22 protein-coding genes are annotated in these 25,677 nt (G+C 61.3%); 11 read left to right on the forward strand and 11 right to left on the reverse strand.

The features are described from left to right. The first annotated feature begins 21 nt into the window (after positions 1–21). The gene (locus KXD98_RS06550) at positions 22–726 is read left to right on the forward strand and encodes a GAF and ANTAR domain-containing protein (protein ID WP_260762604.1); all 705 of its coding nucleotides are present in this window, start codon (positions 22–24) and stop codon (positions 724–726) included. Positions 727–737: 11 nt separating this feature from the next. On the opposite strand, the gene KXD98_RS06555 is transcribed toward KXD98_RS06550, so the two are convergent. From KXD98_RS06555 to KXD98_RS06570, 4 genes are all read right to left on the reverse strand, one after another. Then, a complete protein-coding gene (locus KXD98_RS06555; protein WP_260762606.1) occupies positions 738–1,079 on the reverse strand; it encodes a hypothetical protein in 342 nt (113 codons plus the stop codon). Positions 1,080–1,232: 153 nt separating this feature from the next. Then, positions 1,233–1,646, reverse strand: coding sequence for a SufE family protein (locus KXD98_RS06560; protein ID WP_260762608.1), 414 nt, complete (start codon positions 1,644–1,646; stop codon positions 1,233–1,235). Next, on the reverse strand, positions 1,643–2,539 hold the full coding sequence (locus KXD98_RS06565; RefSeq protein ID WP_260762609.1) for a sulfurtransferase: 897 nt from the start codon (positions 2,537–2,539) through the stop codon (positions 1,643–1,645). Before KXD98_RS06565 ends, KXD98_RS06560 begins: the two co-directional genes overlap by 4 nt. 9 nt (positions 2,540–2,548) lie before the next feature. Further along, complete coding sequence (locus KXD98_RS06570) at positions 2,549–3,772, reverse strand: acyltransferase (RefSeq protein WP_260762610.1); 1,224 nt, start codon at positions 3,770–3,772, stop codon at positions 2,549–2,551. A gap of 332 nt (positions 3,773–4,104) precedes the next feature. Between KXD98_RS06570 and KXD98_RS06575 the strand changes: the two genes are divergently transcribed. Together KXD98_RS06575 and KXD98_RS06580 are read left to right on the forward strand one after the other, a co-directional pair. Next, positions 4,105–4,422 carry a hypothetical protein gene (locus KXD98_RS06575; protein WP_260762611.1) on the forward strand — a complete coding sequence of 106 codons (318 nt, stop codon included), beginning with the start codon at positions 4,105–4,107 and terminating at the stop codon, positions 4,420–4,422. Positions 4,423–4,740: 318 nt separating this feature from the next. Then, on the forward strand, positions 4,741–5,142 hold the full coding sequence (locus KXD98_RS06580) for a hypothetical protein (protein WP_260762612.1): 402 nt from the start codon (positions 4,741–4,743) through the stop codon (positions 5,140–5,142). A 69-nt stretch (positions 5,143–5,211) separates the two neighbouring features. On the opposite strand, the gene KXD98_RS06585 is transcribed toward KXD98_RS06580, so the two are convergent. Genes KXD98_RS06585 through KXD98_RS06595 form a run of 3 tightly spaced genes read right to left on the reverse strand, consistent with a single transcriptional unit; the run spans position 5,212 to position 7,852 of the window. Then, positions 5,212–5,865: a nucleoside triphosphate pyrophosphatase gene (locus KXD98_RS06585; RefSeq protein WP_260762613.1), complete on the reverse strand. Its 654-nt coding sequence runs from the start codon at positions 5,863–5,865 to the stop codon at positions 5,212–5,214. Between the two features lie 28 nt (positions 5,866–5,893). Next, positions 5,894–6,175, reverse strand: a complete 282-nt coding sequence (locus KXD98_RS06590) for an acyl-CoA carboxylase subunit epsilon (protein WP_260762614.1) — start codon at positions 6,173–6,175, stop codon at positions 5,894–5,896. Between the two features lie 39 nt (positions 6,176–6,214). Next, positions 6,215–7,852 carry an acyl-CoA carboxylase subunit beta gene (locus KXD98_RS06595; protein WP_260762615.1) on the reverse strand — a complete coding sequence of 546 codons (1,638 nt, stop codon included), beginning with the start codon at positions 7,850–7,852 and terminating at the stop codon, positions 6,215–6,217. Positions 7,853–8,056: 204 nt separating this feature from the next. Between KXD98_RS06595 and KXD98_RS06600 the strand changes: the two genes are divergently transcribed. The 4 genes from KXD98_RS06600 to KXD98_RS06615 all read left to right on the forward strand — a co-directional run bounded on the left by KXD98_RS06600 (position 8,057) and on the right by KXD98_RS06615 (position 13,188). Further along, on the forward strand, positions 8,057–8,995 hold the full coding sequence (locus tag KXD98_RS06600; protein ID WP_260762616.1) for an endonuclease/exonuclease/phosphatase family protein: 939 nt from the start codon (positions 8,057–8,059) through the stop codon (positions 8,993–8,995). A 254-nt stretch (positions 8,996–9,249) separates the two neighbouring features. Further along, positions 9,250–9,678: a hypothetical protein gene (locus KXD98_RS06605; RefSeq protein WP_260762617.1), complete on the forward strand. Its 429-nt coding sequence runs from the start codon at positions 9,250–9,252 to the stop codon at positions 9,676–9,678. A gap of 233 nt (positions 9,679–9,911) precedes the next feature. After that, positions 9,912–11,627: a DUF4012 domain-containing protein gene (locus tag KXD98_RS06610; protein ID WP_396882587.1), complete on the forward strand. Its 1,716-nt coding sequence runs from the start codon at positions 9,912–9,914 to the stop codon at positions 11,625–11,627. A 106-nt stretch (positions 11,628–11,733) separates the two neighbouring features. Further along, positions 11,734–13,188 (forward strand): polysaccharide biosynthesis tyrosine autokinase, encoded by a 1,455-nt coding sequence (locus tag KXD98_RS06615; RefSeq protein WP_260765018.1) that lies wholly within the window; start codon positions 11,734–11,736, stop codon positions 13,186–13,188. 284 nt (positions 13,189–13,472) lie between these two features. On the opposite strand, the gene KXD98_RS06620 is transcribed toward KXD98_RS06615, so the two are convergent. Both KXD98_RS06620 and KXD98_RS06625 read right to left on the reverse strand, forming a co-directional pair. After that, entirely contained in the window at positions 13,473–13,931 is a 459-nt protein-coding gene (locus KXD98_RS06620; protein ID WP_313901272.1) for a protein-tyrosine-phosphatase, read from the reverse strand. Between the two features lie 184 nt (positions 13,932–14,115). Then, complete coding sequence (locus tag KXD98_RS06625) at positions 14,116–14,931, reverse strand: FkbM family methyltransferase (protein WP_260762619.1); 816 nt, start codon at positions 14,929–14,931, stop codon at positions 14,116–14,118. 468 nt (positions 14,932–15,399) lie between these two features. On the opposite strand from KXD98_RS06625, the gene KXD98_RS06630 reads away from it, so the two are divergent. Then, entirely contained in the window at positions 15,400–16,623 is a 1,224-nt protein-coding gene (locus KXD98_RS06630) for a hypothetical protein (RefSeq protein WP_260762620.1), read from the forward strand. Between the two features lie 1,025 nt (positions 16,624–17,648). Here the strand turns inward: KXD98_RS06630 and KXD98_RS06635 are convergent. Together KXD98_RS06635 and KXD98_RS06640 are read right to left on the reverse strand one after the other, a co-directional pair. Further along, positions 17,649–19,811: an alginate lyase family protein gene (locus tag KXD98_RS06635; protein WP_260762622.1), complete on the reverse strand. Its 2,163-nt coding sequence runs from the start codon at positions 19,809–19,811 to the stop codon at positions 17,649–17,651. A gap of 48 nt (positions 19,812–19,859) precedes the next feature. After that, a complete protein-coding gene (locus KXD98_RS06640; RefSeq protein ID WP_260762624.1) occupies positions 19,860–20,705 on the reverse strand; it encodes a hypothetical protein in 846 nt (281 codons plus the stop codon). A gap of 361 nt (positions 20,706–21,066) precedes the next feature. Between KXD98_RS06640 and KXD98_RS06645 the strand changes: the two genes are divergently transcribed. The 3 genes from KXD98_RS06645 (at position 21,067) to KXD98_RS28495 (ending at position 25,549) form a co-directional block, all read left to right on the forward strand. After that, positions 21,067–22,404: a nucleotide sugar dehydrogenase gene (locus tag KXD98_RS06645; RefSeq protein WP_260762626.1), complete on the forward strand. Its 1,338-nt coding sequence runs from the start codon at positions 21,067–21,069 to the stop codon at positions 22,402–22,404. A gap of 7 nt (positions 22,405–22,411) precedes the next feature. Next, positions 22,412–23,620: a glycosyltransferase family 4 protein gene (locus KXD98_RS06650; protein WP_260762630.1), complete on the forward strand. Its 1,209-nt coding sequence runs from the start codon at positions 22,412–22,414 to the stop codon at positions 23,618–23,620. A gap of 810 nt (positions 23,621–24,430) precedes the next feature. Beyond that, positions 24,431–25,549 carry a hypothetical protein gene (locus KXD98_RS28495; protein WP_396882593.1) on the forward strand — a complete coding sequence of 373 codons (1,119 nt, stop codon included), beginning with the start codon at positions 24,431–24,433 and terminating at the stop codon, positions 25,547–25,549. Positions 25,550–25,677: the final 128 nt, after the last annotated feature.

The raw sequence follows: 25,677 nt of genomic DNA on the forward strand, positions 1-25,677 counted from the left end.
CGACTGACGACCGGAGTAGATATGCCTGACTCACAGTCAAGGCCGAAACTGTTCGAGTTGGCTGCGCTGGTGACCGACATTCAGCAGCGGTCGATGAACACCGAGGCCGGTCTGACCGAACTGGTCGACAGCGCGACACGGATGGTGCCGGGCGCCCAGTACGCCGCCATCACGCTGGTCCGGGAATCCTCGCAGGTGTCCACGCTGGCGGCCACCCATCGCTATCCGGCGATCCTCGACGAGATCCAGCATCGTCATCAGGACGGGCCGTGCCTGTCCGCGGCGTGGGAGCACTTCATCGTGCGGGCAGACGACCTTTCCACCGAGCAGCGCTGGCCGCACTACTGCCGGGAGGCGATCGCGCGCACGCCGGTGCGGTCGGTGATCTCCTTCGAGATATTCGTCAACGAGACGATGCTCGGTGCCCTGAATTTCTACGCCGAGCAGCCGCGAGTGTTCGGTGCGGAGGCTCAGGAGAACGGCATGGTCGTCGCCACCAACATCGCTCTGGCATGGGCGATGCTGCGCAGGGAGGAAGAGTTCCGCAGCGCGCTGGCTTCCCGCGATCTGATCGGGCAAGCCAAGGGCGTCATCATGCAGCGGTTCGGTATCGATGCCGTTCAGGCATTCGAGCTGCTACGACGGTTGTCGCAGGACGCCAACGTCAAGCTGGTCGAGGTGGCGCGACGGTTGCTCACGGCGGATTTCCCGCCGGCAGACGGGTGAGTAGTGCGGGTTTAGCGCAGGCCGCCGCGGATCCCGGTGTGCCAGGTGCCATTGAACGAGTCGGCGCGGGTGCCGGCGACGCGACCGGGGACCGCGATCATCGACTGACGGACGTCGCCGTGGGCGTTGACTTCGAGCAGGTCGGAGCCGCGCACGTCGCCGTGGGTGGAGTTGTTCTTGACCACGCCGATCCCGTTCTGGGCCTGGTTGCTCTGGACGCCCGGGTTGGGCCGGATGACATCGGCGTTGGCGGTGGCGGCGCCGACGGCGGCGAGGGTGCCGAATGCGGCCAGCGCGATCACACTTCCCATACCGAGCTTCTTGCCGATGCGATTCGCGGTGTTCTTGGCCATGATTGGCGCGTCTCCCTCAAACGTTTGCGGTCTACCAGGCTCCGACCCTATCAGTCGGTCCCCGGGTCAGTAGGGTCCTTCGTCACGGGCCAGCGTGAGCGGCAGCGAAAACACCGCTGCTCGCAAGGCTATTCGCAATTATATGAATTTGCGTTACATCAGCCGTCGTTTGATTCGCGCCAACATCGCCGACATGCCGCGCAGCCTTAGCGGGCTGATCAGCTTCGCCAGCCCGAGTTCGGTGTAGAAGTCGTCGGGGACGGCCAGGATGTCCTCGGCGGATTGCCCGTCCAGCCCGGTGGCCAGGATGGCGGCGAATCCACGGGTGGTGGGCGCTTCGGCGGGCGCGCTGAAGTACAGCCGGACGTGGCCGCGGTCGGCGGCGTCGACATGCAGGAACAGCGGAGACTGGCACTCCGGCACCGGTTCCATCGCGGCTTCTTCAAGGGTGGCGGGCAGTTCCGGTAGCTCACCGGCGAATTCGAGCAGCAGGGCGAGCTTGTCCTGGCCGTCGACGTCCTTGAAGTCGGAGACCACCTCGGCCAGCGCGGCCGGCATCGCGGTCATGTCGTGCCCGGTGCCTCACCCGGCTCGTCGCCGACGGCGACCGGAACCCGCACGGCGTTGCCCCATTCGGTCCAGGAGCCGTCGTAGTTGCGCACGCCGGACAGGCCGAGCAGGTGGGTCAGCACGAACCAGGTGTGGCTGGAACGTTCCCCGATGCGGCAGTACACCACCGCGTCGTCCTCAGGCTTGATGAACCCGTAGAGCTCTTCGAGTTCGGTTCTGGGACGGAACTTTCCGTTGTCCAGCGCGGCTTTGGCCCACGGGATGGAAACCGCGGTGGGGATGTGGCCGCCGCGCAGCGCGCCTTCTTCGGGATAGTCGGGCATGTGGGTGCGCTCGCCGGTGTATTCCTGCGGGGAGCGGACGTCGATCAGCGGCTGGCTGCCCAGCACGCCCAGCACATCCTCTTTGAACGCGCGGATGGGGGCGTCGTTGCGTTCCACCACGGGGTAGCCGGTGGACTGCTTGGTCGGCACGTCGAGGGTGGTGTCGCGGCCGTCGGAGATCCACAGGTTGCGGCCGCCGTCGAGCAGGCGCACGTCGGGATGGCCGAACAGGGTGAACACCCACAGCGCGTAGGCGGCCCACCAGTTGCTCTTGTCGCCGTAGATCACCACGGTGTCGTCGCGGGCGATGCCCTTGCGGTTCATCAGGTCGGCGAACTGCTCACCGGTGATGTAGTCGCGCACGCATTCGTCGTTGAGGTCGGTGTGCCAGTCGATCTTGACCGCGCCGGGGATGTGGCCGGTGTCGTAGAGCAGCACATCCTCGTCGGATTCGACGATGGCCAGGCCGGGCCGGCCGAGATTGCCCGACAGCCAGTCGGCGGTGACCAGCCGTTCCGGGTGGGCGTAGGACTGCAGGGCGGGGCTGGGATCAGGCGGTAGCGGCACGTGGTCAGCCTACCGCTGGGGCAGGTAGGTGCCCGCGTGCGTGGGCCGGCAGCAGTCGGTCTCCGCGGACGCGCCGTAGGCGTCGGGTCGCGCGGCGTAGGCGATCAGGCTGACGGTGACGAGCACCAGTGCGGCCACACCGGCGACCTTGGTAGCGCGCTCGACGACGAACAGGCCGTGTTTGAGGTCGCGGCGCACCTCGCGGATGACTCCCGGATGCGCGTAGCGGATCGGGGTGTCGACGAAGTGGTGCAACGCGATGGCCAGACCGAAGGCCAGCGCCAGCACCGCGGCGTCGTAGTACACGCCGGCGCTCATCACCGCGGCCAGCAGCACGATCACCGGCCAGTGCACCAGGTAGAGCGAGTAGGAGATGTCGCCGACGTAGAGGAAGGCGCGGTTGCGCAGCGCAGGCTGAAAGACCGGTTCGCGACCCACCCCGGCGGCGATGATCAGCAGGGTGCCGGCGACGGGCAGCAGCGCCCCGGGTGCGGGGAATGCCGTGACGTCGACCAGCAGCACGGCGCTGGCGGCCAGCACCCCGACGCCCATCCAGGACAGCACCGGCCGGATCCGGTCCGGTATCTGGGACAACGCACCGACCGCGGTGGCCAGCAGCGCGCCGGCGCCCAGTTCCCACAGCCGCGCGAAGGTGCCGAAGTACGCCCAGTGGGGCGAGGTGGCGGTCTGGTAGAACGCCCAGCCCAGCGAAGCGGCGGTCACAGCGCCGACAACGACGGCGGTGGCGACGGCGAATCGTTGGTCGCGCCACTGGCTGCGGACCGCGACCACCGTAATGATCAGGATCACCAGCGGTAGGACGATCAGGAACTGTTCTTCGATCGACAGCGGCCAGAAGTGCAGCAGCGGCGACACCGACTCGGTGGCTGCCGAGGTCGCGACAGCCTGGCCAGCGAAGTGCCAGTTGGCCAGGAACAGGAACGCGAAGGCGGCGTCGAGGCCAACCTGGTCGGCGCGTGCCGGAGGGAACAGATACACCGACGCAGCAAGCGTGATCATCAGCACCAGTGAGGCGGCCGGGATGATGCGCCGCGCCCGATCGGCGTAGAACCGCTTGAGAAATGGCGCGCCTTCGGCTGCGGCGGTGGTCAGCAGAACATGGGCGGCAAAGAAGCCGGCAACGACAAGGAAGACGTCGATGCCGATGAATCCGCCGCGTGGCCAGCCCCAGAGGTGGAAGCCGAAGACCGCCAGCACGGCGACCGCTCGCAAACCTTGAATATCAAGCCGATAGTTTGCTCGTGCTGCCCGGCGTAGCCGCCGCTCCGTCGATTCACGGTATCTTTCCAGCGGTCTAGTCACGATTCAGCCCCCCAGCCGATTTCTTCGCACGCGACAATAGCTTCGCTATTTTCGCAGATTGACGGCGAATGGCAACTCGGCATGCGCTGGATCACCGGATAGCGATCAGCGCGCGTCGCCGGCCGCTGCGGATCGGCCCCTGCCGAAATCGGCAATGGTCTACCCTTGTGGGCACTTTCGGAGGTCGGGTTCACGGAGAGGTTGAGACCATCAGCAAGAAATTGCTTGCATCCATGGTGACGGTGGGCTTGGTTTTTGGCGGGTTCGGTGGAGCTGCCGGCGTCGCCGCACCCGCAGCTGCCCAGAACCCCGCCCCGGTGTGGGTCATGCCCGATGTCCGGGGGATGCTCCTGCAGCGAGCGGTCAATGCGGTGTCGAGCATCGCCGCACCGGAGGAGCTCACCTTCCGCTATGTGGACACCAAGGGCGTGCGCGAGGTCAAGAACCTGACCAACTGGACGGTGTGCGCCACCTCGCCGAGCCGCGGCAGTCGAATCAACCCGGAGACCAAGCGGGTGATCATGGCCGTCAAGCGCGCCGCCGATACCACCTGCTACTGATCCAGCAAACCGCTCGATCGCTTCGCTGGGCCATGCTGAGCCGGTAGTTAGGTCGTACGCGGTCGGGTCCAGCGACGGGGGAGCCGTGTGGGGTGGGTTTGCTGTCCGGCTCGAGTTCGGTCGGGAGTGACGGCGAGATTTGCCCCTCGGGAGGGTCTGGATACCGGTAATCGCCCGGATGTCCTTGGAAATTCTGGGAATTTCGGCGCTTCCGTTTGACACGGAGGCCGTTAGCTGAGAGGCTCTCAGCATCATCACAGGTTGCTGAACCTTCTGGGGGGAATCACAGACATGAATGCCATCGCTACAAAATTCAAGGTGACGGCCGCGGCTCTGGCGCTCGGAGCGGGCGCTGCCCTGACCCCGGCAGTGGCGCATTCGGCTCCCGCGGTGCAGGTTCCGGCGGCTCCGGTGCAGCAGGTGGTCGGCGGTGTGGCAGAAGCCCCCGGTGATTTCATCTACTACTCGCGGGTGGTGTCACTGCAGGTGCTGGCCGCGAACATCCGGTTCACCTCAGCAGTGTTGGAAAGCCGGGCCAACCGCCTGCAGGCCTACGCTGCCGCATACCCCAACACTCTGTTCGGCCAGTGGGCCGCCCAGGCCGCGCAGCGCACCCTCGAGCGGCGCGCCGCCTACGGTGCCCTGACCTTCAGTGCCTGCCGCGGGGACAGCGGCATCCAGGTCGGCCCGTACGGAACGGTGACCTCGGGTCCCTGCTAACAGCTGAGACCCCTCTGAACGACTCGTAATCAAGGTCGGTACGTCCTGACGTACCGGCCTTGATTATTGCTATTTCTCGCCGTTAGCCGCCTGCGGGGCATCCCATATGTCGGCCATCGATAGTCCCGTCGCGGCGAGCATGCTGCGCACCAGCGGCAGGCTGATCCCGATGACGTTGGAGGGATCGCCCTCTATGCGGTCGATGAACCAGCCGCCCAGACCGTCTAGCGTGAATGCGCCGGCCACGCCGACGGGTTCACCGCTGGCGACGTAGGCGCTCAGTTCGTCGTCCGATGGCTGTGCGAAATGCACTGCGGTACTGCGGGTATCGCTGTCGGTGTGGGTGATGACGCCCCCGGAGATGCGCAGCAGCGCGTGCCCGGTGAGCAGATGCCCGGTGGAGCCGGCCATCGAACGCCACTGGTGCGCCGCGGCCTCGGCGGTGCCGGGCTTTCCGCACAGCGTGCCGTCGAGGAACAGCATCGAATCGCAGCCGAGCACCACGCAGTCGGCGGTCAGGTCGGCCGGAAGCTTCGCTGCTACGTCGACGGCCTTGGCGTTGGCCAGTTTGGCCACGACCGCCTCGGGCGCGGTGTCGGGCCACAGCGCGCCGATCACCGCGTCCTCGTCGACGTCGGAGACCACGACGACGGGGTTGATCCCGGCCTGCTGCAGCACCCGCAGTCGACCGGCCGACGCCGAACCCAGAACGATCCGGGTCATCGTGCTCGGTGGTTTTCGCGCACGCGGCTCATCTGCGCATGTGCATGCGCTCCAGCAGGGTGACCCGCTGCCAGCTGGTGTGCGCGTAGCGCAGTTTGTCGATCGGGTGACCCCACGGGTTGAGCTCCTGTGGCCCGGGCTCCTGCGGTCCGGCGCCACCTGCGCAACCGAGCACGGCCACCAACGCGGCGATCTCTTCGACCGACGGGTTGCCCTTGAGCACCTGGAAGTGCGGCTCCGGCGGCGGCGGGTCGTCGATGGTCATGTCCCGCGGATCGGAGACCTCGACGATGTCGGCGTCATGGTTCATCAGCGAAAGTCCTTGTCTGGCAGGCGGGTACAGCCGGATCTAGAGCGGGATGTTGCCGTGCTTCTTCGGCGGGGTTTGGGTGATCTTGCGCTCCAGCAGGCGCAGCGCGGTGCCGATGTAGCCGCGGGTGTGCGAGGGCGGGATCACCGCGTCGACGTAGCCGCGCTCGGCCGCGACGTACGGGTTGACCAGGGTGTCCTCGTAGTCCTGCTGCAGCTGCAGGCGCAGTGCCTCAACATCCTGGCCGTTCTCCGCCGCTTCTTTCAACTGCTTGCGGTAGACGAAGCCCACCGCGCCGGAGGCGCCCATCACCGCGATCTGAGCGGTCGGCCAGGCCACGTTGACGTCACAGCCCATGTCCTTGGAGCCCATGACGCAGTACGCCCCGCCGTAGGCCTTGCGGGTGATGACGGTGACCTTGGCGACGGTGGCTTCACCGTAGGCGTAGAGCAGCTTGGCGCCGCGCCGGATGATGCCGTTGTACTCCTGGTCGGTGCCCGGCAGGAAGCCGGGCACGTCGACGAGCATGACGATCGGGATGTTGAAGCAGTCGCAGGTGCGCACGAAGCGGGCAGCCTTCTCCGAGGCGTTGATGTCCAGGCAGCCGGCGAACTGGGTGGGCTGGTTGGCCACGATGCCGACCGGGCGGCCGTCGATGCGGCCGAAGCCGACGATGATGTTGCCCGCGTAGCCCGCCTGGACTTCGAGGAACTCCTCGTCGTCGAGGATGCGGGTGATGACCTCGTGCATGTCGTAGGGCTGGTTCGGCGAGTCCGGGATCAGCGTGTCGAGCTCGAGGTCGGCGTCGGTCAGGCTCTCCTCGATGGGGCCGGGGTGCGGGGCCGGGTAGCGCGGGGGCTCGGCGTAGTTGTTGGGCGGCAGGTAGCCCAGCAGGTCACGGACGTAGTCCAGCGCGTCCTGCTCGCCGGAGGCGACGTAGTGCACGGTGCCCGACTTGGCCATGTGGGTGTGGGCGCCGCCGAGTTCTTCCATCGTGACGTCTTCGCCGGTAACGGTCTTGATGACGTCGGGGCCGGTGATGAACATCTGGCTGGTCTGGTCGACCATGATGACGAAGTCGGTCAGCGCGGGGGAGTAGACGTGCCCGCCCGCGGCGGCGCCCATGATCAGCGAGATCTGCGGGATGACGCCGGAGGCCTTGATGTTGTTGTGGAAGATGCGGCTGTAGAGGCCCAGGGACACCACGCCCTCCTGGATGCGGGCGCCGGCACCGTCGTTGATGCCGATCAGCGGGCGGCCGGTCTTGATCGCCAGCTCCTGAACCTTGACGATCTTCTCGCCGTAGACCTCGCCGAGGCTGCCGCCGAACACGGTGGCGTCCTGGCTGAAGATGCACACGTCGCGGCCGTCGATGGTGCCGTAGCCGGTGACCACACCGTCGCCGGTCGGGCGGTTCTTCTCCATGCCGAAGTTCTTGCTGCGGTGCTTGGCCAGCGCGTCGAGCTCGACAAACGAGTCCTCGTCGAGCAACGCGAGGATGCGCTCGCGTGCGGTGAGCTTGCCTTTGGCGTGCACCTTCTCCACGGCGGCCTCACCGACCGGGTGCAGGGCCTCCTCGGCGCGCTGGCGCAAGTCGGCCAGCTTGCCGGCGGTGGTGTGGATGTCGATCTCGGGGGCGGCGCCGGGCGTCGAAGAAGATTCAGTCACGCTGGTCATAACAGGTGATGCTAACGGCGTGATGTCTGCGCGTCGCGACCGACCCTTATTAAGCCCTTAAGAACTGTGGTCGGACCCTCGGGCGCGGCGGTCTGAGTAGGTGATTGGTAGCCTGCGGTCAACCGCCGACGGCGCTAGGGGAGGGCTCGGCTTATCACTCGCAGACACCGCCTGCGGCCAGGTCGGCTGCGCACCTGGCTTGCGGTGATCGCGCTGGGCTACGCCGTGCTCGCCCTGGTAATGCGCACGCTGCCGTTGGCCAGCAACATCGCGCTGCTCATCGCGGTGAGTGCGCCCTACGCCGTGCTGGTGGCGGTGGTCGTGTTTGTGGTTGCGCTGCTGCGCCGCCGGGTGGTGCTGTCCCTGGTGGCGGTGGTGCTGGTGGCGGTAAGCCTTGGTGTGCAGCTGAATTGGTACTTCGGAAACCGGGTTACCGATCCGGTCGACGGGGTGCAGATTCGGGTTCTGTCGGCCAACCTGCGGGAGGGACGTGCCGATATCGCATCGCTGGTCGATCTTGCCAACGACGGCGCCGATGTCCTGGCGTTCTCGGAATTGACCCCGGACTGGGTGCGGCAGTTCTATGCGGCCGGAATGCGCAAGGCGTTCCCGCATTCGCTGCTGGTGCCTGCGCCAGGGGCGGGGGGAATCGGGATCTGGAGCCGCTACCCGCTGAAGCGGATCGCACCGCTCAAAGGTGGAAGCATGATCGTGGCCCGGGCTGACATTCCTGGCTTGCCGACTGGAACCATCGTGGCCGCAGTGCACGTGATGAACCCGCTGACCTTCTACGGGCGGGCGTTCGACGAATGGCGCTCCGGCATCACCGCCGTGCGGGCCAGGATGGCAGACCTCGCCGAAATCGCCGGGGCGGCACCGGTGCTCATCGCCGGAGACTTCAACAGCACACCCGATTTGCGACAGTTTCGCGACTTGCTTGATCAGGGATATCGGGATGCCGGAGCTCAGACCGGGTCTGGTTGGGGGCCGACGTTTCCGTCGACGCGCTGGATACCGCCACTGGTCACCATCGACCACATCCTCACCAGGCACGCGCAGGTCACGTCCCTACGCACCGTCGTGATCCCCCGCAGCGACCATCGTGCACTTCTGGCCACACTTGTGGCACCGATCACAACATGACAGATGCTGCATAAAGCGCCGCCAATGGATTTCGTAGCAAACTCTATGTCAGCGAAAGTTTGCGCTCGAAAGGGCTGATCTTGAATGGGCGATGCCTCGACGGACGGTGGGGGTCATAGATCTTGAACTGCAGTTCACCGGTAGTTACACCGGGTTAACAAAGAAACTCGCCGATCGAAATCGGTTGACAGTCCGGAGGTGGTCTGGGATGCTTCCAGCAACACGAAGGACTTGGAACCTTTTTGGGGGGAAAAATGAATGCGCTCGCAACGAAATTTCAGGTAGGGGCCGCCGCGGTGGCGCTCGCCGCGACCACCGCGCTGGCTCCGGTGGTCGCCAGTGCCGCCCCAGCGGTGCAGGTTCCGGCGGCCCCGGTAGCCCAGGCGGTCGGGGAACTTCCGCAGGCGCCGGGTGATCTGCTCTTCTTCTCACAGGTCGCATCGCTGCAATTCATCGCGTCGAACATCCGGTTCCGGTCGTTCACGCTGGAGAGCCGGGCAACCCGCCTTCAGGCCTACGCAAATCTGTACCCCGGCACCTTCTTCGGGAATTGGGCTGCGGCCACCGCGGAGCGCCTCCTTGAGCGCCGTGCCTACTACGGCAACGTTTCCTTCAGCGCATGCCGCGGGGGCAGTGGTATCGTCGTCGGACCGTATGGGTCGGTAACGGGGGGACCCTGCTAGGAGGTCGCAGGGCTCTGAATACAAACAGTCAATACTTGGTGCTGAAGCCTGCACGTCGCCTTGGCGACGTGCAGGCTTCATCTGTACACAGGGAATTCTGAGTGCGATTTTTTCCGCGACGACGCGAACCTGACCATGACTCCGACGACGGAGACGACTACGACGAGGACCGGCGCAGGCTTGCCGGCTTCGTTCGCCGTCGCGAATTCCTCTGGGGCGCCGGGCTACTGGCGGTGGTGGTGCTCGCGTTGGTCGCCTGGGTGGCCACCGGGGCCTTCCAGGCCAAGTCGAATCTGGAACAGGCCCGTAGCAGTGCGCAATCCGCCAAAGATGCGTTGCTGGACGGACAAACCGAGGCCGCGTCGGCGTCCGCCGACGAAGCGCTCGACGCCGCGCAGGCAGCGCGCAATGCCACGCATTCCGTCGCGTGGAACATCGCCGCTGCACTGCCCTGGCTGGGAAGCCCGTTCAAGACCGGCCAGCAGGTCACCGATGTCGTTCTCGGTCTCGCGTCGGACGTTCTCCGGCCGGCAGCCGACGTCGGACTGACCATCTCGCCGGATCGGCTGTATCAGGACGGTCGCGTCGACGTCGAACTTCTGCGCAGCCAGGAACCGCAGCTCAGCGAACTGTCGACCAATGCCAAGCGTCTCAATGACGAGGCTGGCGCCATCTCGGACCCTCGATACATATCGCTGCTGAGCGATGCGCGAACTCAACTGCAAAGCCAGATTTCCGGCATCACCTCCATCATCGAGAACACCGCGCTTGCTGCACGATTGGCGCCATCGATGATGGGAGCGGACGGACCTCGGAGTTATTTCATGGCGTTCCAAACGAACGCGGAGGCACGTGGTACCGGAGGACTGCTCGGCGGATTCGGAATCCTGCGGTTCGACAACGGTGTGGCGAGTGTCGACACCCTGGCGTCAAACTTGGACCTCGAGGAGGCCATCGCGCCGATCGACCTCGGACTCGAGTACGACCAGCAGTACGCGTACGCCGAGCCGTTCACCGACTTCCGCAACAGCAACCTGAGCCCGCACTTCCCCTACGCCGCTGAGATCTGGAAGACAATGTTCGCCGAGCGAACCGGCGAGAACGTGGACGGTGTGATCGGCATCGACCCCGTGGCGTTGAGTTACATCTTGGGTGCCACAGGCCCGGTGACGATGCCCGATCGTGAGGTCGTCTCGCGGGAGAATGTCGTAGAACTGACGGAATCGACTGCCTACCTGAGGTTCCCGGAGGACCAGGTTGCACGTAAACAGTACCTCCAAGACATCGCCAACGCCGTCGTCGACAAGATGACGGGTACCGTTCGCTCGCCTAGGCAACTGCTAGAAGCGCTCGGTAAGGGTGTCAACGAGCGCCGTATCGCTGTCTGGAGCGCCAATCCAGAAGAGCAAGAGATTCTTGAGGAAACCTCGCTGGCCCACGTGCTTCCGGGCGATGACGCTCCATACGCCGGGGTGGTCGTGAACAATCTCGGCGGGAACAAGCTCGACTACTATCTGAGGACAGAAATCGAATACTCTGCAGACGAATGTCGTGGCGAGACAAGGGCATCCACGGTCAACGTACGATTGACGAATACCGTGCCTGACGCTGAACCGCTGCCGGATTATGTGGCCGCTGCTGCGGGTCTATCGCCTGAGTTGCTCATTGAGGTTCCCAGAGGCACGAACATCGCCTCGGTGCGACTCTTTGCGACCAAAGGTGCGGAGTTATCTAGCGCCATTCTGAATGGTGAACGTGTGCCTGCGATCCTAAATACGGAGCGTGGACACCCGGTGTACGAGGTTCAAGTAATCATTCCGCCCGGGCAAGCCGCCGACATTAGCTTCCAGATGTCCGAGCCAACTGTGCCGGGACCGCCCCGAGCTCCGAGTCAGCCGTTGGTCGAGACCGTAGTGCCGAAGATGCAGGTGCCGGAATGTTCAGAATGAATGTCGGGTCACTGGCGTCCAAGACAACCTCGAATAGTGTTTGGACGTACCCCTCGGGGCTCAAGATGCGCGTCTGGACGCAGCGCTCAGCAGTGAAGGGACCGCGTTGAATCTCCACGATTTTGTCAAGCTACTGCGCGCTCGGTGGATCACCGTGTGCGTAACCATCGCAGCAACATTGCTAGGTGCGGTTGCGTTTACGCTCATGACTACACCCCTATATGAGGCATCAACGCGCCTGTTTGTTTCCACAACGGCTGGCGCTTCGCTTGCTGAAACATATCAGGGCAACCGATTTTCACAGGAGCGGGTCGTCTCGTACGCGGAGCTCTTGATGGGGGAGACACTGGCTCAACGAACGGTCGACAAGCTGGGGCTAGACATGAGTGCCAGTGAACTTGCTGCAAATGTCAAGGCCACAGCGAAGCTCGACACCGTCCTGATCAATGTGGCAGTTCTCGATAAGTCCCCAGTACGCGCTCGGGATATTGCAAACACCCTCTCAGACGAGTTCGTAAGCATGGTCCGCGAGTTGGAAACCCCAGAGGGCGGGGACCGGCCAGACTCCCGTGTCGTGGTGGAACAGCGTGCATCCATCCCAAGTAGTCCCGTGCTGCCGAAGGCGGAAACAAATATTGCGGTCGGGCTGATTCTGGGCGTCGTTTTGGGGATCGGCTTTGCGCTCGTTAGAGATCTGCTCGATAACACAATCAAAGAGAAATCACAACTAGAAGAATTGACACAGACAGGGATTGTCGGCGCTGTGCCACTCGACAAAGAACGCCGTAGGCACCCGGCAATAGCCTTTGACTCGGATAACTCGCCTATCGCGGAGGCTTTCCGAAAGATCAGGACGAACCTGCAGTTTCTCGCTGTCGATAATCCGCCGCGTGTAATCGTTGTCACAAGTTCTATGCCCCACGAGGGCAAATCCACATCCGCGATTAACATAGCACTTGCTTTAGCCGAGGCAGAACACAACGTCGTTTTGGTTGACGGTGATATGCGACGCCCTATGTTGCACAATTATTTGGACCTAGTCGGACCGGTCGGGTTTAGCACCGTGCTGAGTGGCGGCGCGCCTCTAGCTCAGGCCCTGCAGAAGACTCGCTTTCCAAATCTTTCTGTATTGACGTCCGGAACTGTGCCACCGAATCCAAGCGAGTTACTCGGGTCGCAAACTGCGAAGAACTTGCTTAGCGAATTGCGCGCAGAATTCGACTACGTCATCGTTGATTCGACGCCGCTGTTGGCAGTAACAGACGCGGCAATTCTGGCAGCAAGTGCAGACGGAGTGATAATCATTGCACGATATGCGCAAACAAGGCGTGAGCAGTTAGGTAATGCGCTGGCCAGCCTCGAAAATGTCGGCGCGCCGTTACTTGGCGCGGTGTTCACTATGGTCCCGACTCGCGGGAACGCTTCTTATGGTTACGGCTACGGTTATTATGGAGAAGAAATTTCAGCGCGAGCACCCAAGAAGGCGCAGGCGGGAAGTCTCGCACGAATATCGAAGGGTGTTATGTCGCCCTATGCGGACAAGAAGGGGAGCAACGGCTAGATTGAGATGGCTGACCTGCGAAAAGACTGCCTGTTCGTTTCATCGGATAATCTCTCTAGATGAAAAGTTACATAAGCGCCTATCGAGAAAAGCGCAGCTGAAACGTGGTAGGCACTCGATACGAATCTAATCGAGTGACGTCATCTTGGGAGATCTGTTTCGCTCGTGCGTCAAGAAAGTAGAGAAGGGATCTCGAATCGGCGGTAGGTAGTCCTTCGGCCGGCGCGCGGCAGGGACCTTGCCTTACGACCCGGGGCCAAATCCACCCTTATACTGGGGCCGATTCACATCGCCATCCGGCGGCAAAGTTCGATCATCGGGCGTATCGCATCCGCGATCTGGGTGCCTACCGCGGCGAAGTAGTCGGGGTCGCGTCCGATTGGATCCGGCACGTCCATCACTTCACTCGTGTCCAACTGCGGCCGCAATGCGGCAAGGTCAGCCACGTCCCTTGGGTCGTAGTCTGCGATCAGCTGGGCAGCTTCGTTGAGCATAAAGGTCCTGTGGAGTTGTCGAGGTGCAAGTTCGAGGACGGCGTCGCGATGCGTTCGGGTCATAGTCACGATCAGGTCGGCTGCCGATGCGATCCGCGGCGTTAGTTGACGTGCGGAAAAGTTCGACGCATTGCCACCGAGGCTCTCCAAGACAATTGCGGCATCGGGATGGATTGGCTGCGAAATCACCGCTCGGGTGCCTGCACTGGATGCGACGAAATCCGGGATTGCGAGCTGCGTCGCGCTCATTTCGGCAAGCCGCTCGGCCGTCGGTGAGCGGCAGATGTTTCCCGTACATACAAAGAGGACGTGCAGGTTGGCTCCTAGGTGTTGACGGTTTCACGACACTTGGGTGCGCCCAGCGTCCGCGGTCACTCTGTGCCGCCCGTGCGACGCACGGCGTAAATCGAGTTCGGACGTGACCGCCGCGATGTCACTCTAACGCTGCGACAACGTTGTTCGCTCTCTCCTCGGGTATGTAGAACGTATTTTTGTCACCGAGCTGGTCGATCTTCATCCGTCTGCCCTTGTAAGCAGCACGCCGGTAATCCTCTGCAAAAAGGACTTCCTCGTGGGGGTTGCCGGGCCCGTTCTCGAGCAAGAAAATCGGCCGATAATATCGGATGGTCTGAAGGCCACCCCGCAATACAGCGGTCTCAAATCCCTGGACATCAATCTTGACCAAGTCAGGCCGAGTTTCGACTTCGTCCCAAACTCGCACTTCGCAACGAACTTTTTCGATCTTCAAATGCCGGTCGTTGAAGCCGTATATACGGTCGGAATTCAGCCAATCGTGGGCTGAATCCCAGTCGAACGAAGCCAGTCCATCGAACATGAATCCACGGTAGTACGGGACGTAAAGGTCGAAATGGCCGTTCTCCGACCCGAGACCGAAGGGCTTGATTGTGACCTCTGGATCGTCGGCATATTCGCTGGCAAGCCACTGCGCAAAGACGGGGTTGGGCTCAAATGAAAAAATAGGAGCTGTTTTGTCATATAGCCTGAATGATGCGACGGTTTGGCCTCGATTCCCGCCGACGTCCAAAAATTGACGTCCGTGCCTAAGTGGGAGGTGTTCGAATGCCCGGTAACACGGGTCAGACGGCATATGCCCAACTTCACGCAGTTTTCGCTGCCCCCAAGCTTTTACGCCGAGTAGGGGTGCTGCATAGGTTTGGGCGGTTCTAAGTGCCTTCTTGAACCCCAAAGAATCCTCCCCGATTGCAATCAGGAACTTGTCATCGCCCAACCTATCACCATTCGATGCGCTCCAACACTGGCGATTGCGCCGAAGGCTTGTGAAAACTCACATATATTTCGTGACGCGTGGTTGGATCGACGGCCAACGAGGTAGTCGCGCCTATTGAGTGTCGCGTCCTGAAGGTGACTAAATGGGTCTGCTCACGCAGGGGGAGGTGGGAGAGGTTGTAGGTTCGCGTGGTGAAGCAGCCAAGCTGACGCTATTACCATTGGTGCGCTATAGTGCGCCGGTGCCGGCGACCCAACAGACGAGGGCACTGATAGATGCGGCTTTGCATCGGTCCCAAAATCTATGCGTGTCGAAAGGGATGTGTCACGGGGCGGGCCAAAGTGGCTCGGGGCAAATCCATGTGCTCACGGCGGCGCAATATGGTGCACGTGGGATCGGAGCAATAATTGCTTGTCCCCCATGTCAGAAGTTCAACTCTTGCAGAGTCGGGGCGTCGGGTATTTTGCAATGAACCGTCGGGTCGTCGAGCTGGCTGCTGATCAGGCAGTTTCTAGTCTTACGACATTCGCCCTATCGATCTATGCCGCCCGAGAAGCGACGGTCGATGACTTCGGTGTGTTCGCAGTGGCGTATGCGCTGTTCTGGGCACTGATGGGAACCACGCGAGCATTCGTCGGCGAAGTCAGTCTGATTATTGGTACTGAGAAGCTGGACGCCACCGGCCAGTGGCGGTCCTTCAGTGCCACGACGTCTCTTGTTGCGGGTACCTTTTCGGCTGCTGTGTTGTTCCTTGGCTGCCTGCTCATCGGATCGCCGGATGCGCTTGCTATCGGTTGGACCTTCGCCGTGGCCGCGCCTATTGCGTTTCTCGGAGATGGTCTTCGCTACGTGGCTTTCACCGATGATGCGCCAGGCGACGCATTGAAGCTGGACGCGGTTTGGCTGGTTGGGGCGCTGCTCGGGCCACCGCTGATCGGCCTGACAGGGCTCCCGTCGATCCCAGCGGCGATTCTTGGCTGGGGCCTTGGTGCTGCTCTTGGCACTGGCCTTATGTTCAAATTACGGCCCTGCTGGAGGATGAGGCTGAAGGGGTGCCTGAGGTGGGTCGCCGATCGTCGGCTCGTGGGAATCCAATATGCAGCGGACTTCCTGGCCAACAACGGTATCGGTCAAGCAGTTACAGCACTAGTCCCGCTGGTCTCGAGTCTGGCCGTCGCGGGCGCACTCCGCGCCGGCGGCATCATCCAGGGGCCGCTAAACGTCGTGTACTCGGCGATGATGGTGTTCTTGATTCCACGTGCTCGCAGATCGCTTTCGCCGCATCGTCTCCTCCCATCGCCGGCCCCATTCGTCATCGTTTGCCTAACCGGATTTTGCGGGCTTTATGCCGCCGCCGTGCTGCTCATGCCTGATAGTTGGGGCGAGTTTCTACTCGGGCCAAGCTGGCATATGGGGCGGCTGGTATCCCCGTTGCTCATCGCAGCCTACGTCCTGGGTGGGATTGCGCAGATCTTGGTCCAGATAATGAGACTTCGTGACTCGGCCGGATTGGTGGTACAGGTCAGAGTCTTTGTCGCAGTGCTGACGTCGGTTGGAGTCCTTACCGGCGCAGCCTTCTTCGGCGCGGTAGGTGCGGCGAGCGCATTTGCGCTGTCTGCATTGATTGCGATCGTTCCGTGGTGGGTTGCTCTTGTGCATTCACGCAGGAAGTTCGGAGGAGACTCTTCCTGATCGCGACGGCGTGAACGTCGCGATCAGGAACTCCTACGGGCGGTAGCTAGTTGACCGCCGTTATTCAGACAGACCCTGGAATCGACCCAGCTGATGGTGCTATGCGTTGCTACTCTGTTATTCATGCGAAATGACGGTCGGTATCCGCCGCCGGGTCTGGCTGGGAAAGCGCTTGCGATTATCCAGCTGAACGTGTTCAGCGTTTGGCTGAGCATTGTGAACCGATTCTCGCGCAGCCCCGTTGTCGGGTCTTGCGACGTCGATGTCTCGATAACGACTTACGGCGACCGAGTCAGCCGTGTTTACCAGACGCTCGAGACGATTGGACGGGGTTCAGCACTGCCGCGCAAGGTAATCCTTTGGCTCGAAGACCAGGATGTTGTCAATGATCCTCCGCCAGCACTGCGACGACTGAAGCGGCGCGGCCTCACGATCAGACACTGCGCTGGGTATGGGCCTCATACCAAATATTTCCCCTACGTAATGGAGGAGAGGCTCGAGCGACCGCTTGTAACTGCTGACGATGACGTGCTGTATCCCCGCGGATGGTTGGCAGATTTGGTAGCATCCCATCGCCCAAACGAGGTCACGGCCTATAGAGCTCGTGTGATGAACGAGGGTCCCTACATTTCGTGGGAGACGTGCACAAGCGCTGACCCATCCGAGAATCTGTTGGCCTTAGGAGTTTCGGGTGTCATCTATCCCACGAAGGTACTTGTCGCCCTGCGGGATCGCGGCGATGCATTCAGGCAGGTGTGCCCGCACGCTGATGACTTTTGGCTCCACTTTGCCGCAGTCGCCTCGGGCTTCCCCACTCGCCAGCGATCAGAAACAGCCGCTCGGTGGTGGCCGGTGCAGCCGCTCTTGGGCAGTACTGCGTGGTGGCGGATGCGGCCAAAGGAGCGAGGGCTTTGGATCCAAAACCAGCTCAACGGAGGCAACGACGCGATAGCGGCTGCAACGGCGGATGCGTGGCTGGCGCCACGTGCGGGCGGGTCGCAGCTGGCCCCCCGTAGCTCGTCGCCCTAAGTCGGCCCGGTCTCTCGCGTAGCGTCCTTCAAAAGAACCGCCGCCGCCGCGTCGATATCGACCTCAGCGCTGCGGTCACGACCATACTCCGTCCACCCGACCGTGATGGTGCGTGCCGACAGTCTGACTGAAAGCGCATTAATCGCAATCTCATTCGCGGGTGAAATCAAGGTAGCCATGACGACTGGCAACTCGCCGGAGCAATGTGAGCTTATCCACCAAGCCGGTGAACGGCCCTCTTCCTGGTTGGACCACCATCCTCGATTAGTCTCTTCGCTACCTCGCTCTGCCATAATCCTCAAGGGCAAGGTGGCCGCATGGTGGAGTCGGGCTACTTGTGACCCGTCACGCAGGAGCAGGTGGCCGTCATCAGTCGGTACGGCGGTCAAGCTTGGATGAAGGGGCCAATTCTGTTCGCAGGAATGCTGGCCATTGCCGGTGATCAGATCGATAACCAGCTGTGTGTCTTCGTCTGGTGATGCGACAAGCCAACGCCGGTGCATTACGCTGCCGGGCAGCCGTGCGTATCCATCGTGTTGGGCATCGACGATGCCGGCGTCGAGATTTACCCCCAAAGTCTGGACGCGCGCATGCTGCAGCCACAGGTATGGCCCACCGATAACCGATTGATCTTGTTCATCAATACAAACCGTTGCGTGCGCGCGCGTCCCCCGCGCGACGCCGCGCCAGCCGGGATGCCCGTAGTAGCTCCCGGTCCCCGGGTCGGAGATGAGATCCTTGCCGTCGGCGGTCAAAGTCACCGCCAACGCATCGCTATGGCCATGCGCCGCAGTAGAGAGATAGCCCAGGGGCCCAATATCCATGGTGGCTCTGCAATTTCGACTACGCAGGACCACGAAACCCCCTTCGGGAGCGACGAAGCTGGACCCGTATGCCGGTGCTTGTTCCCCAGAACCCTCGGTCGCAATAGACCAGGGGGTAGTGGCGGCTGCAAGTCCGAACCATAGTGAATCGACACTCTCGGAGCCAGCCGTGAATCCCGCGGGGGTGAAGCCCGAAGCGGCCATCATGCCAACGTGATCCTCTAGGTTGCGAGCGGGCTGAGCCCCGAACCGTAGCGCGAAGCCTTCGTCGTCGTCGCCAAAGCGCGGTGCTGGTTCGCCTTCGGTGATCAAGGCGGATAGGAACGAGGAGCTGCGGGCGACAGCCCGGACGAGAGTTGCGGGGGCCGATCCGTCGCGCTGGATCAGCAGCACTGTCACGAGATGCAGCAATTCGACCGTGAACATCTGATACGAGACTGATTGCTCGGCACCGACGCCGTCGGAGAGGACCTGCTTGGTGGCCTCGTCGGATAGAACCCCGACCGCTTGTCGCTCCCACCTTTTGGAGCCTCGCAGCTCGGGAAACATGATTGCGACAGTCGCGAGGCCTGCCATCTCACCTATGAGGTGGTTGTTTGCTGAACTGAAAAGGGATCGATCCACCCAGCACCGGCGTGCAGTCTGCGCCAAAACGCCGACGATCCGGCCAAATCGTTCGACGGTCAGTTGAGGTGCATCACGCAACCCCTGTAGCGCGATGGAAATGGAGACCGCGCGCAAGCTGGCCTCGAATGACCCACACCAGGCGACCCCTCGTCCGGGCGGGTTTTGGTCGATCCAGGTGTCCAAGTGTTCGAAAGCCGCCTGGCTGTAGCGGTCGTCCCCGGTGAACAGCCAAGCTTCTGCCAGCCACACAAGATGTTGCAGGCGATTGACCCGCCATATCCAGGCGATGTCGCCGGGGAGCGTCCGGTAGTTGATCCGGTTCGAAGGAAGGGTTGGGTAACGGATGTCGGTGGTCGGGTCGTGATTCCAGTCAATCGGGCGCCCCGCGGAGACCTGAGGGTATCCAGGAAACCAGAAGACGAAGTCAGCGGTGCGGTTCGCCGCATTCACCACCTCGGCGACAAGATCCTCATGCCGCTGCGAAATAAGTTGAGCTCGTTCACGATCCAGGAGTATCGGTCGATTACGGCAGTCGCGAAACGAAGCGAGTGCATCTGTCCAGTTGTGGTATCTGGACTCGAGGGCGCCGGTTGTGGAGGTGCGCGCCACGACCGGGATACGGTTTCGGGTCGTCTGCTTTAAACGCCATATCACTTCACGCGCCTGCATGACACGAAGTCGCCGATACAACCACCAGAGATCATGCATTGGCCGGACCGCAGGCCGAAGTGCGAATGGCGGTGATGGATCGGCTCCTCATGTCATGGATTCGAGGGTTTTCGCCGACACCTCGTGACCCCATTTGCGAGTAGCTCTCAGTAGCGGGCGGTAGAGGGCGCTCAGGTCCTTCGGGACGTCGCTGAAATTCTCGGCATAGTCGTCCCGAACAAAGAACGCGTTTGCGCCCTGAGCGCTGCAGGCCACCGGGAAATAGCCGAAACTTTCAAACAATGCGGCAAATGCGGAGAGCGAAGCACCAAAATAGTCACCCTCAGTCCAGGTGTGCTCGTCGTTGTAGTCCATCACCCATCGCGAACCAACAGGAAAGCGCGCGTTGTACTCCGATATCCACACACGGGGTCGAAGGCCTGCATTCAGCAGTTCTTCCGTGAAGTGGAAGTCGTTGCCGTCCAAGTCGAGCGATACCACGTCCACGTCGGCCAGGGAGATCTCCGAAGATCGCTCCACGCGGGCCAGTGCGGTTTTGGCGAGGGCGACGATCGTCTCACGGAAGATCCAGGCTCGCTCGAAGGCTAGTCGCCCGCCCGGACGGGGCTCGAAGATGAGCTCCTCACCGCTGATCCACGCTCCCGACCAGCCCAGAGACAGCAGTATCAAGGTGTTGCACTGCGAACCGTCACCGACCCCGAATTCAACGAAGACACCATTCGACGGTGAATCAATTCTCTTGAGAATCTGCTCCAGAATTCCGTCTTCATCCGCCTGCGACCAGTACCGCCGCGGGCTCGCCGTCAGTGGATTGTCGGAGCGATCGGTGAGCAACGTCCATGAATTGGTCGCCGAAAGCAGTCGAAGTTCCTCCAGCGTGCTCCAAGCCCTCCGAAGGCCGGATTTCACGCGCTGAGGTGTCACGCTAGCCATGGTTATATCCCTTCGTCGCTGCCGTTTCCCCACCGCGCCGACACGGCTATCCATGCACAACCCGGACAACGGCGATAGCCACGATCTCTAGTGGCGGGCAAATTGTTCGCGCAACTGGAACGAGCAGTTCGCCCACGTAACCGCCCCCGACGCCAATGACGCCTCCCCGATCGAGGAACACGCCCGGAATCCTATCGGACCATGCCTATCGCCGTCGCCACGGACTCGCAAGCATTTGACGGGCTAACGGGGCACATCAAAGCCTCCCGACATGACCGGGGCGGTTCACCACGATCGAGTCGCCTCGCAAAGCCGCGGATGGGCATTGCATTCCCCAGAGACGCCGATTAGGTGGCTTCTCGTGGGTGCATCGTTGAGAATGGGCGGCATGGATGTCAGTATCTTCGGGTTGGGTTACGTTGGCGCGGTTTCCGCGGCGTGTTTGGCATCAGACGGTCACAACATAACTGGGGTGGATCCCAACGAGACAAAGGTTGACCTGATCAACTCCGGTCAGACACCGATTATCGAAGCTGATATTGGGGACATGATCGCCACGGCGGTGCAGTTGGGCCATCTCGGCGCGACGACGGAGGTGCGCAAAGCCGTACTGACAAGCGATCTCTCACTGATATGCGTCGGCACGCCCAGCCAGCTCAACGGCAACTTGGATCTGAGTTATGTCCGAAGGGTGTGTGAACAGATCGGAGAGGGTCTGCGAGAGAAGGACTCCTATCATGTGGTGGTCGCACGTTCGACAATGCTGCCGGGCAGTATGCGCGGTGTCGTCATCCCGACGCTGGAGGCTGCGTCCGGTAAGAATGCGGGTATCGATTTCGGTGTCTGCGTCAATCCCGAGTTCCTCCGCGAGGGCACCGCAGTGTGGGACTATTACAACCCCCCGAAGACGGTAGTGGGCGAGACCGACGAGCTGGCCGGAGAAACGTTAATCTCGCTCTACGGCGGGATCGATGCGCCTATGATCCGGACCTCGATCGAAGTCGCGGAAATGGTCAAGTATGCCGATAACACCTGGCACGCGGTGAAGGTGGCCTTCGCAAACGAGATAGGTGCAATTTCGAAAGCGGTGGGAATTGATGGCCGCCAAGTGATGGACATATTTTGTCAGGATACGAAGCTCAACCTGTCTGCGTACTACATGAAGCCCGGTTTCGCTTTCGGCGGGTCATGCCTTCCGAAGGACGTGCGCGCGCTGACCTACAAGGCTCGTGCTCTGGATCTCGACGTACCGCTCTTAAATGCTGTTCTGCCGTCCAACCGGCGCCAGGTGGACCGTGCTATCAGCATGATCACGTCGCATGGCAAACGCAAGATCGGTGTGCTCGGGTTTGCCTTCAAGGCCGGCACCGACGATCTGCGCGAATCGCCCATTGTAGATGTGATCGAGTACTTGATTGGAAAAGGCTACGACCTGCGCCTGTACGACGGTAATGTCAGCATGGCAGCACTCACGGGCGCGAACCGCGACTACATTCTTAACCACATTCCACACATCTCACGACTGATGGTGGAGAGTATTGATGATGTAATGGAGTTCGCCGAGACGATCGTAGTAGGAAACGGGGCTAGTGAATTTCGCGCGAAAGTCGCCAATGCCCGAACGGATCAGGTCGTGGTAGACCTTGTGCGCGTGGCCGACCACGTGAGTAACGATACCTACGATGGTATCTGTTGGTGAGCCTCCAGTGACGCGCGAAGCGACTCACGGGCATCGTGTTTTGATCTTGGTTGAAAACCTGCCGTCGCCGTTCGACAGGCGGGTGTGGCAAGAAGCGACCACGTTACGGGCACATGGTTGGCAGGTCAGCATAATCTGCCCCACTGGCAAAGGTTACGAGAAAACCTTCGAAATCATCGACGGAATAGCGATTTACCGCTATCGCCTTCCCGCGGAAGGCGAGGGAGCTCTCGGCTATCTGGCAGAGTACTCAGCCGCCCTATGGCACACGTTCCGTCTGGCGTTCAAGGTCCGGCGCGACCGTGGGTTCGATGTCATCCATGCCTGTAATCCGCCGGACTTTCTGTTCTTGGTGGGCGGGTTCTTCAAGATCCTCACAAAATCTCGCTTCCTGTTCGACCATCACGACGTCAACCCCGAGCTCTACGAGGCGAAGTTCGGGCGCCGCGATCTCTTCTGGCGGTTGATGGTCGCGTTAGAGAGGATGACATTTCGAAGTGCCGATGTCTCGATCGCTACCAACGAGTCGTATCGACGCATCGCGATCGAGAGAGGGGGCATGGATCCCAAGCGTGTATTTGTGGTGCGAAGCGGCCCGGTGCTGGATCGTCTCAAGATCATGCCACCGAAGCTTGAATTGAAGTGCGGCAGGAAATATTTGGTCGGTTATGTCGGAGTTATGGGCAAGCAGGAGGGAATCGATCTACTCCTGCGAGCGGCCAAGCACCTCATTGAGGACATGGGTCGCGACGACGTGCATTTTGGTCTGGTGGGCGGCGGCACCTCGCTTGAGGAAATGAAGCAGCTGGCGCAGACCCTGAACGTGGATGACTATGTGACATTCACCGGCCGTGTTCCGGACATGGACCTGCTCGAGATGCTCAACACGGCCGATGTCTGCGTCAACCCGGACGTGGCGAACGAGATGAACGACAAGTCGACCATGAACAAGATCATGGAGTACATGGCATTAGGGAAGCCGATCGTTCAGTTCGACCTGACCGAGGGGCGGTACTCAGCAGGCGAGTCGTCGCTATACGCGGCGAAGAACGATCCAAAGGACATGGCCCGAAAGATCGTGGAATTGCTCGATAATCCGGAGCTGCGGGCACGTATGGGTGCCTTCGGTCGAGCTCGAGTTCAGAAAGAACTCGCCTGGGAGTACGAGGTTCCCAATTTGCTCCGGGCCTACGACGCAGTGATGGCGGACGCCTGAAGGGCAGGGACTACGGCGATTCCGTCGACTCGCTTGGGGGATGGTTTTCAGGCCTCGGTTCGGCTGGTTCGCGGAGCTGTTAGACCGCCACCAGGGGTGAGCAAACGAACAAGCGTTGTCGGTGGTAGTCCCGCTTCGGTCGGGTGCTCGGTCGTCTCCTCATTGAGCGCGATCTCCAGGACCCGTCTTGGCCAGCTGCTTGAGCCGCCCGTCGGGCTCGGTCAGCGACAGGCTCTATTCCTGGGCCTGCTTCTTGGTCATATCACCCAGTGTTGTCGTCGCGGCGCCTTCCTCGCTTAGCAGCGCTCAGCGTGCAAGTGCCGTAAACGTCGCTTTTCGCGATACCGCGCTGGATGGCGTTCCTTACTACCACCTAGGGTCTGTGCGCCGCGAGTACGGCCAAGACTAAACCGATTCCAACTACGGGGCTCGGACGAAACATGTCCGAATGCCTCCGAATCGGTTTCTGCCCAACAGCAATGTGGTGACCATATTCTTCGTTGCGTTTGTGGCGATGACCGGCTGAAGGTCGGCGTCCACCACGTAGTTGCGCGTCGATTGGTCGCGCACCCAATCGGTGAAATTGATGGCCAAGCGCTGCGATCGGCGGCCCCGGCTACGCTACTCTCGATCGACTGTAGCGTATGGCGCTGATGATTCGAATGCGTACATTCGGAGGGGGTCGGACGGATCTTGGCAGTTGATACGGACCACGAGCGAGCACCAACTCGGACCTCGGTCCCTCTCCTCCGGGTTGGGGGATGCACGGTATTTGCTATCACCTACGCGGTGTACTTCGCGGTCGGGTCTATGAACCTTGCTCCGTTTAGGGGGAGAGTGGGTCCGAATGTTCTCTGGCTGGCCGCGGGCGGGCTTGTTTGTTTCGGTTTGGGGGTGTGGGCACGAACGCTTGTTAGTGCCAGGCCTACGTCGGATGCGAATGCAGCATCATCACGGGTAGTACAGGATGTCGCGGGTTGGCGCGCGGCTGCTGTTCCCTTGGGCTTAACTGGAGTGGCGGCCGCAATTGGAATCGTCGCCCAGCTTGGGGAATTGCCAATCCTAGCTGGGGATCGTCGAATGGGGGCCTCGGGCTATCTCTCGACGCTTTTAACTGGATGCATTTTAGCCTTGGTTATTACCGGCGGTCATGCGCTGGCGACTCGTAAATGGAGGCTCATCGCCTATTGCGTCTTGGGTTCGGGATTGCTCATTATTCTTGGCTATAGAACATTCCTCCTCGTGCCACTGCTCACTCTATTCTTTACGGCAAGAAATTTGGGGATGGTCCGCTTAAAAGCGAGATGGTGGTTAGCCGGTGGAATATTGTTATACATCCTGTCCTGGCTTGCCTTTTACCGCTTTGGCGCAGGAAAAGACGCGTTATTTCGATCGCTAATGAGGTTAGGAATGCCGCCTGAATACAGGCACATAATTCCAATATGGATGACGCCGTATGAAGGCACAGCAATATTGGGTCGACTGATGGATAGATTCCCGGCGAATTGGGATTACCAACGTGGACAGCTATTCTTATCGACGTTCGAAACTGTTCTTCCTGGGCCTCAACCAGGAGCTCGAACGTTGATTGCTGAGTACGTTGGAGGGCGCCCCGGCGTCACAATCACACCATCGATATTGGGCCAGCCGTACGTCGACTTCGGTGTGGTTGGGGTGGCGGTTTACATGCTATTGGTGGGCTTCGCCCTAAAATCGATATGGATCTGGCAGGCATCGTCGTTGACCTGGGCACCCCGCGTCGCCGCAGCGTACGTTCTAGTGGTCCTTCTTCTCAGCATCCATAATGGCCTTTTCGATCTAAGTATGATTCTTAGTTCTCTATTCATGCTGTGGTGGGCGCGTCACTCGGAGATGCGGGCAGTGGTCGTCGGCGACTTCACTACGAAGCGAGCTATGTCGATGAACTAACATTCATTACCGCTCAGAAGAGCGTAGATCCGGCTGGCGCGTCGTTGCCGCGGTAATGCACGGTTATCACTCCCTGCGGGATAGGTCATGCGGGAGCCCCCGAAGAACCCGGGTTCGTCAAGATCTGT

This window comes from Mycobacterium sp. SMC-4 (assembly GCF_025263265.1).
Lineage (GTDB): Bacteria > Actinomycetota > Actinomycetes > Mycobacteriales > Mycobacteriaceae > Mycobacterium.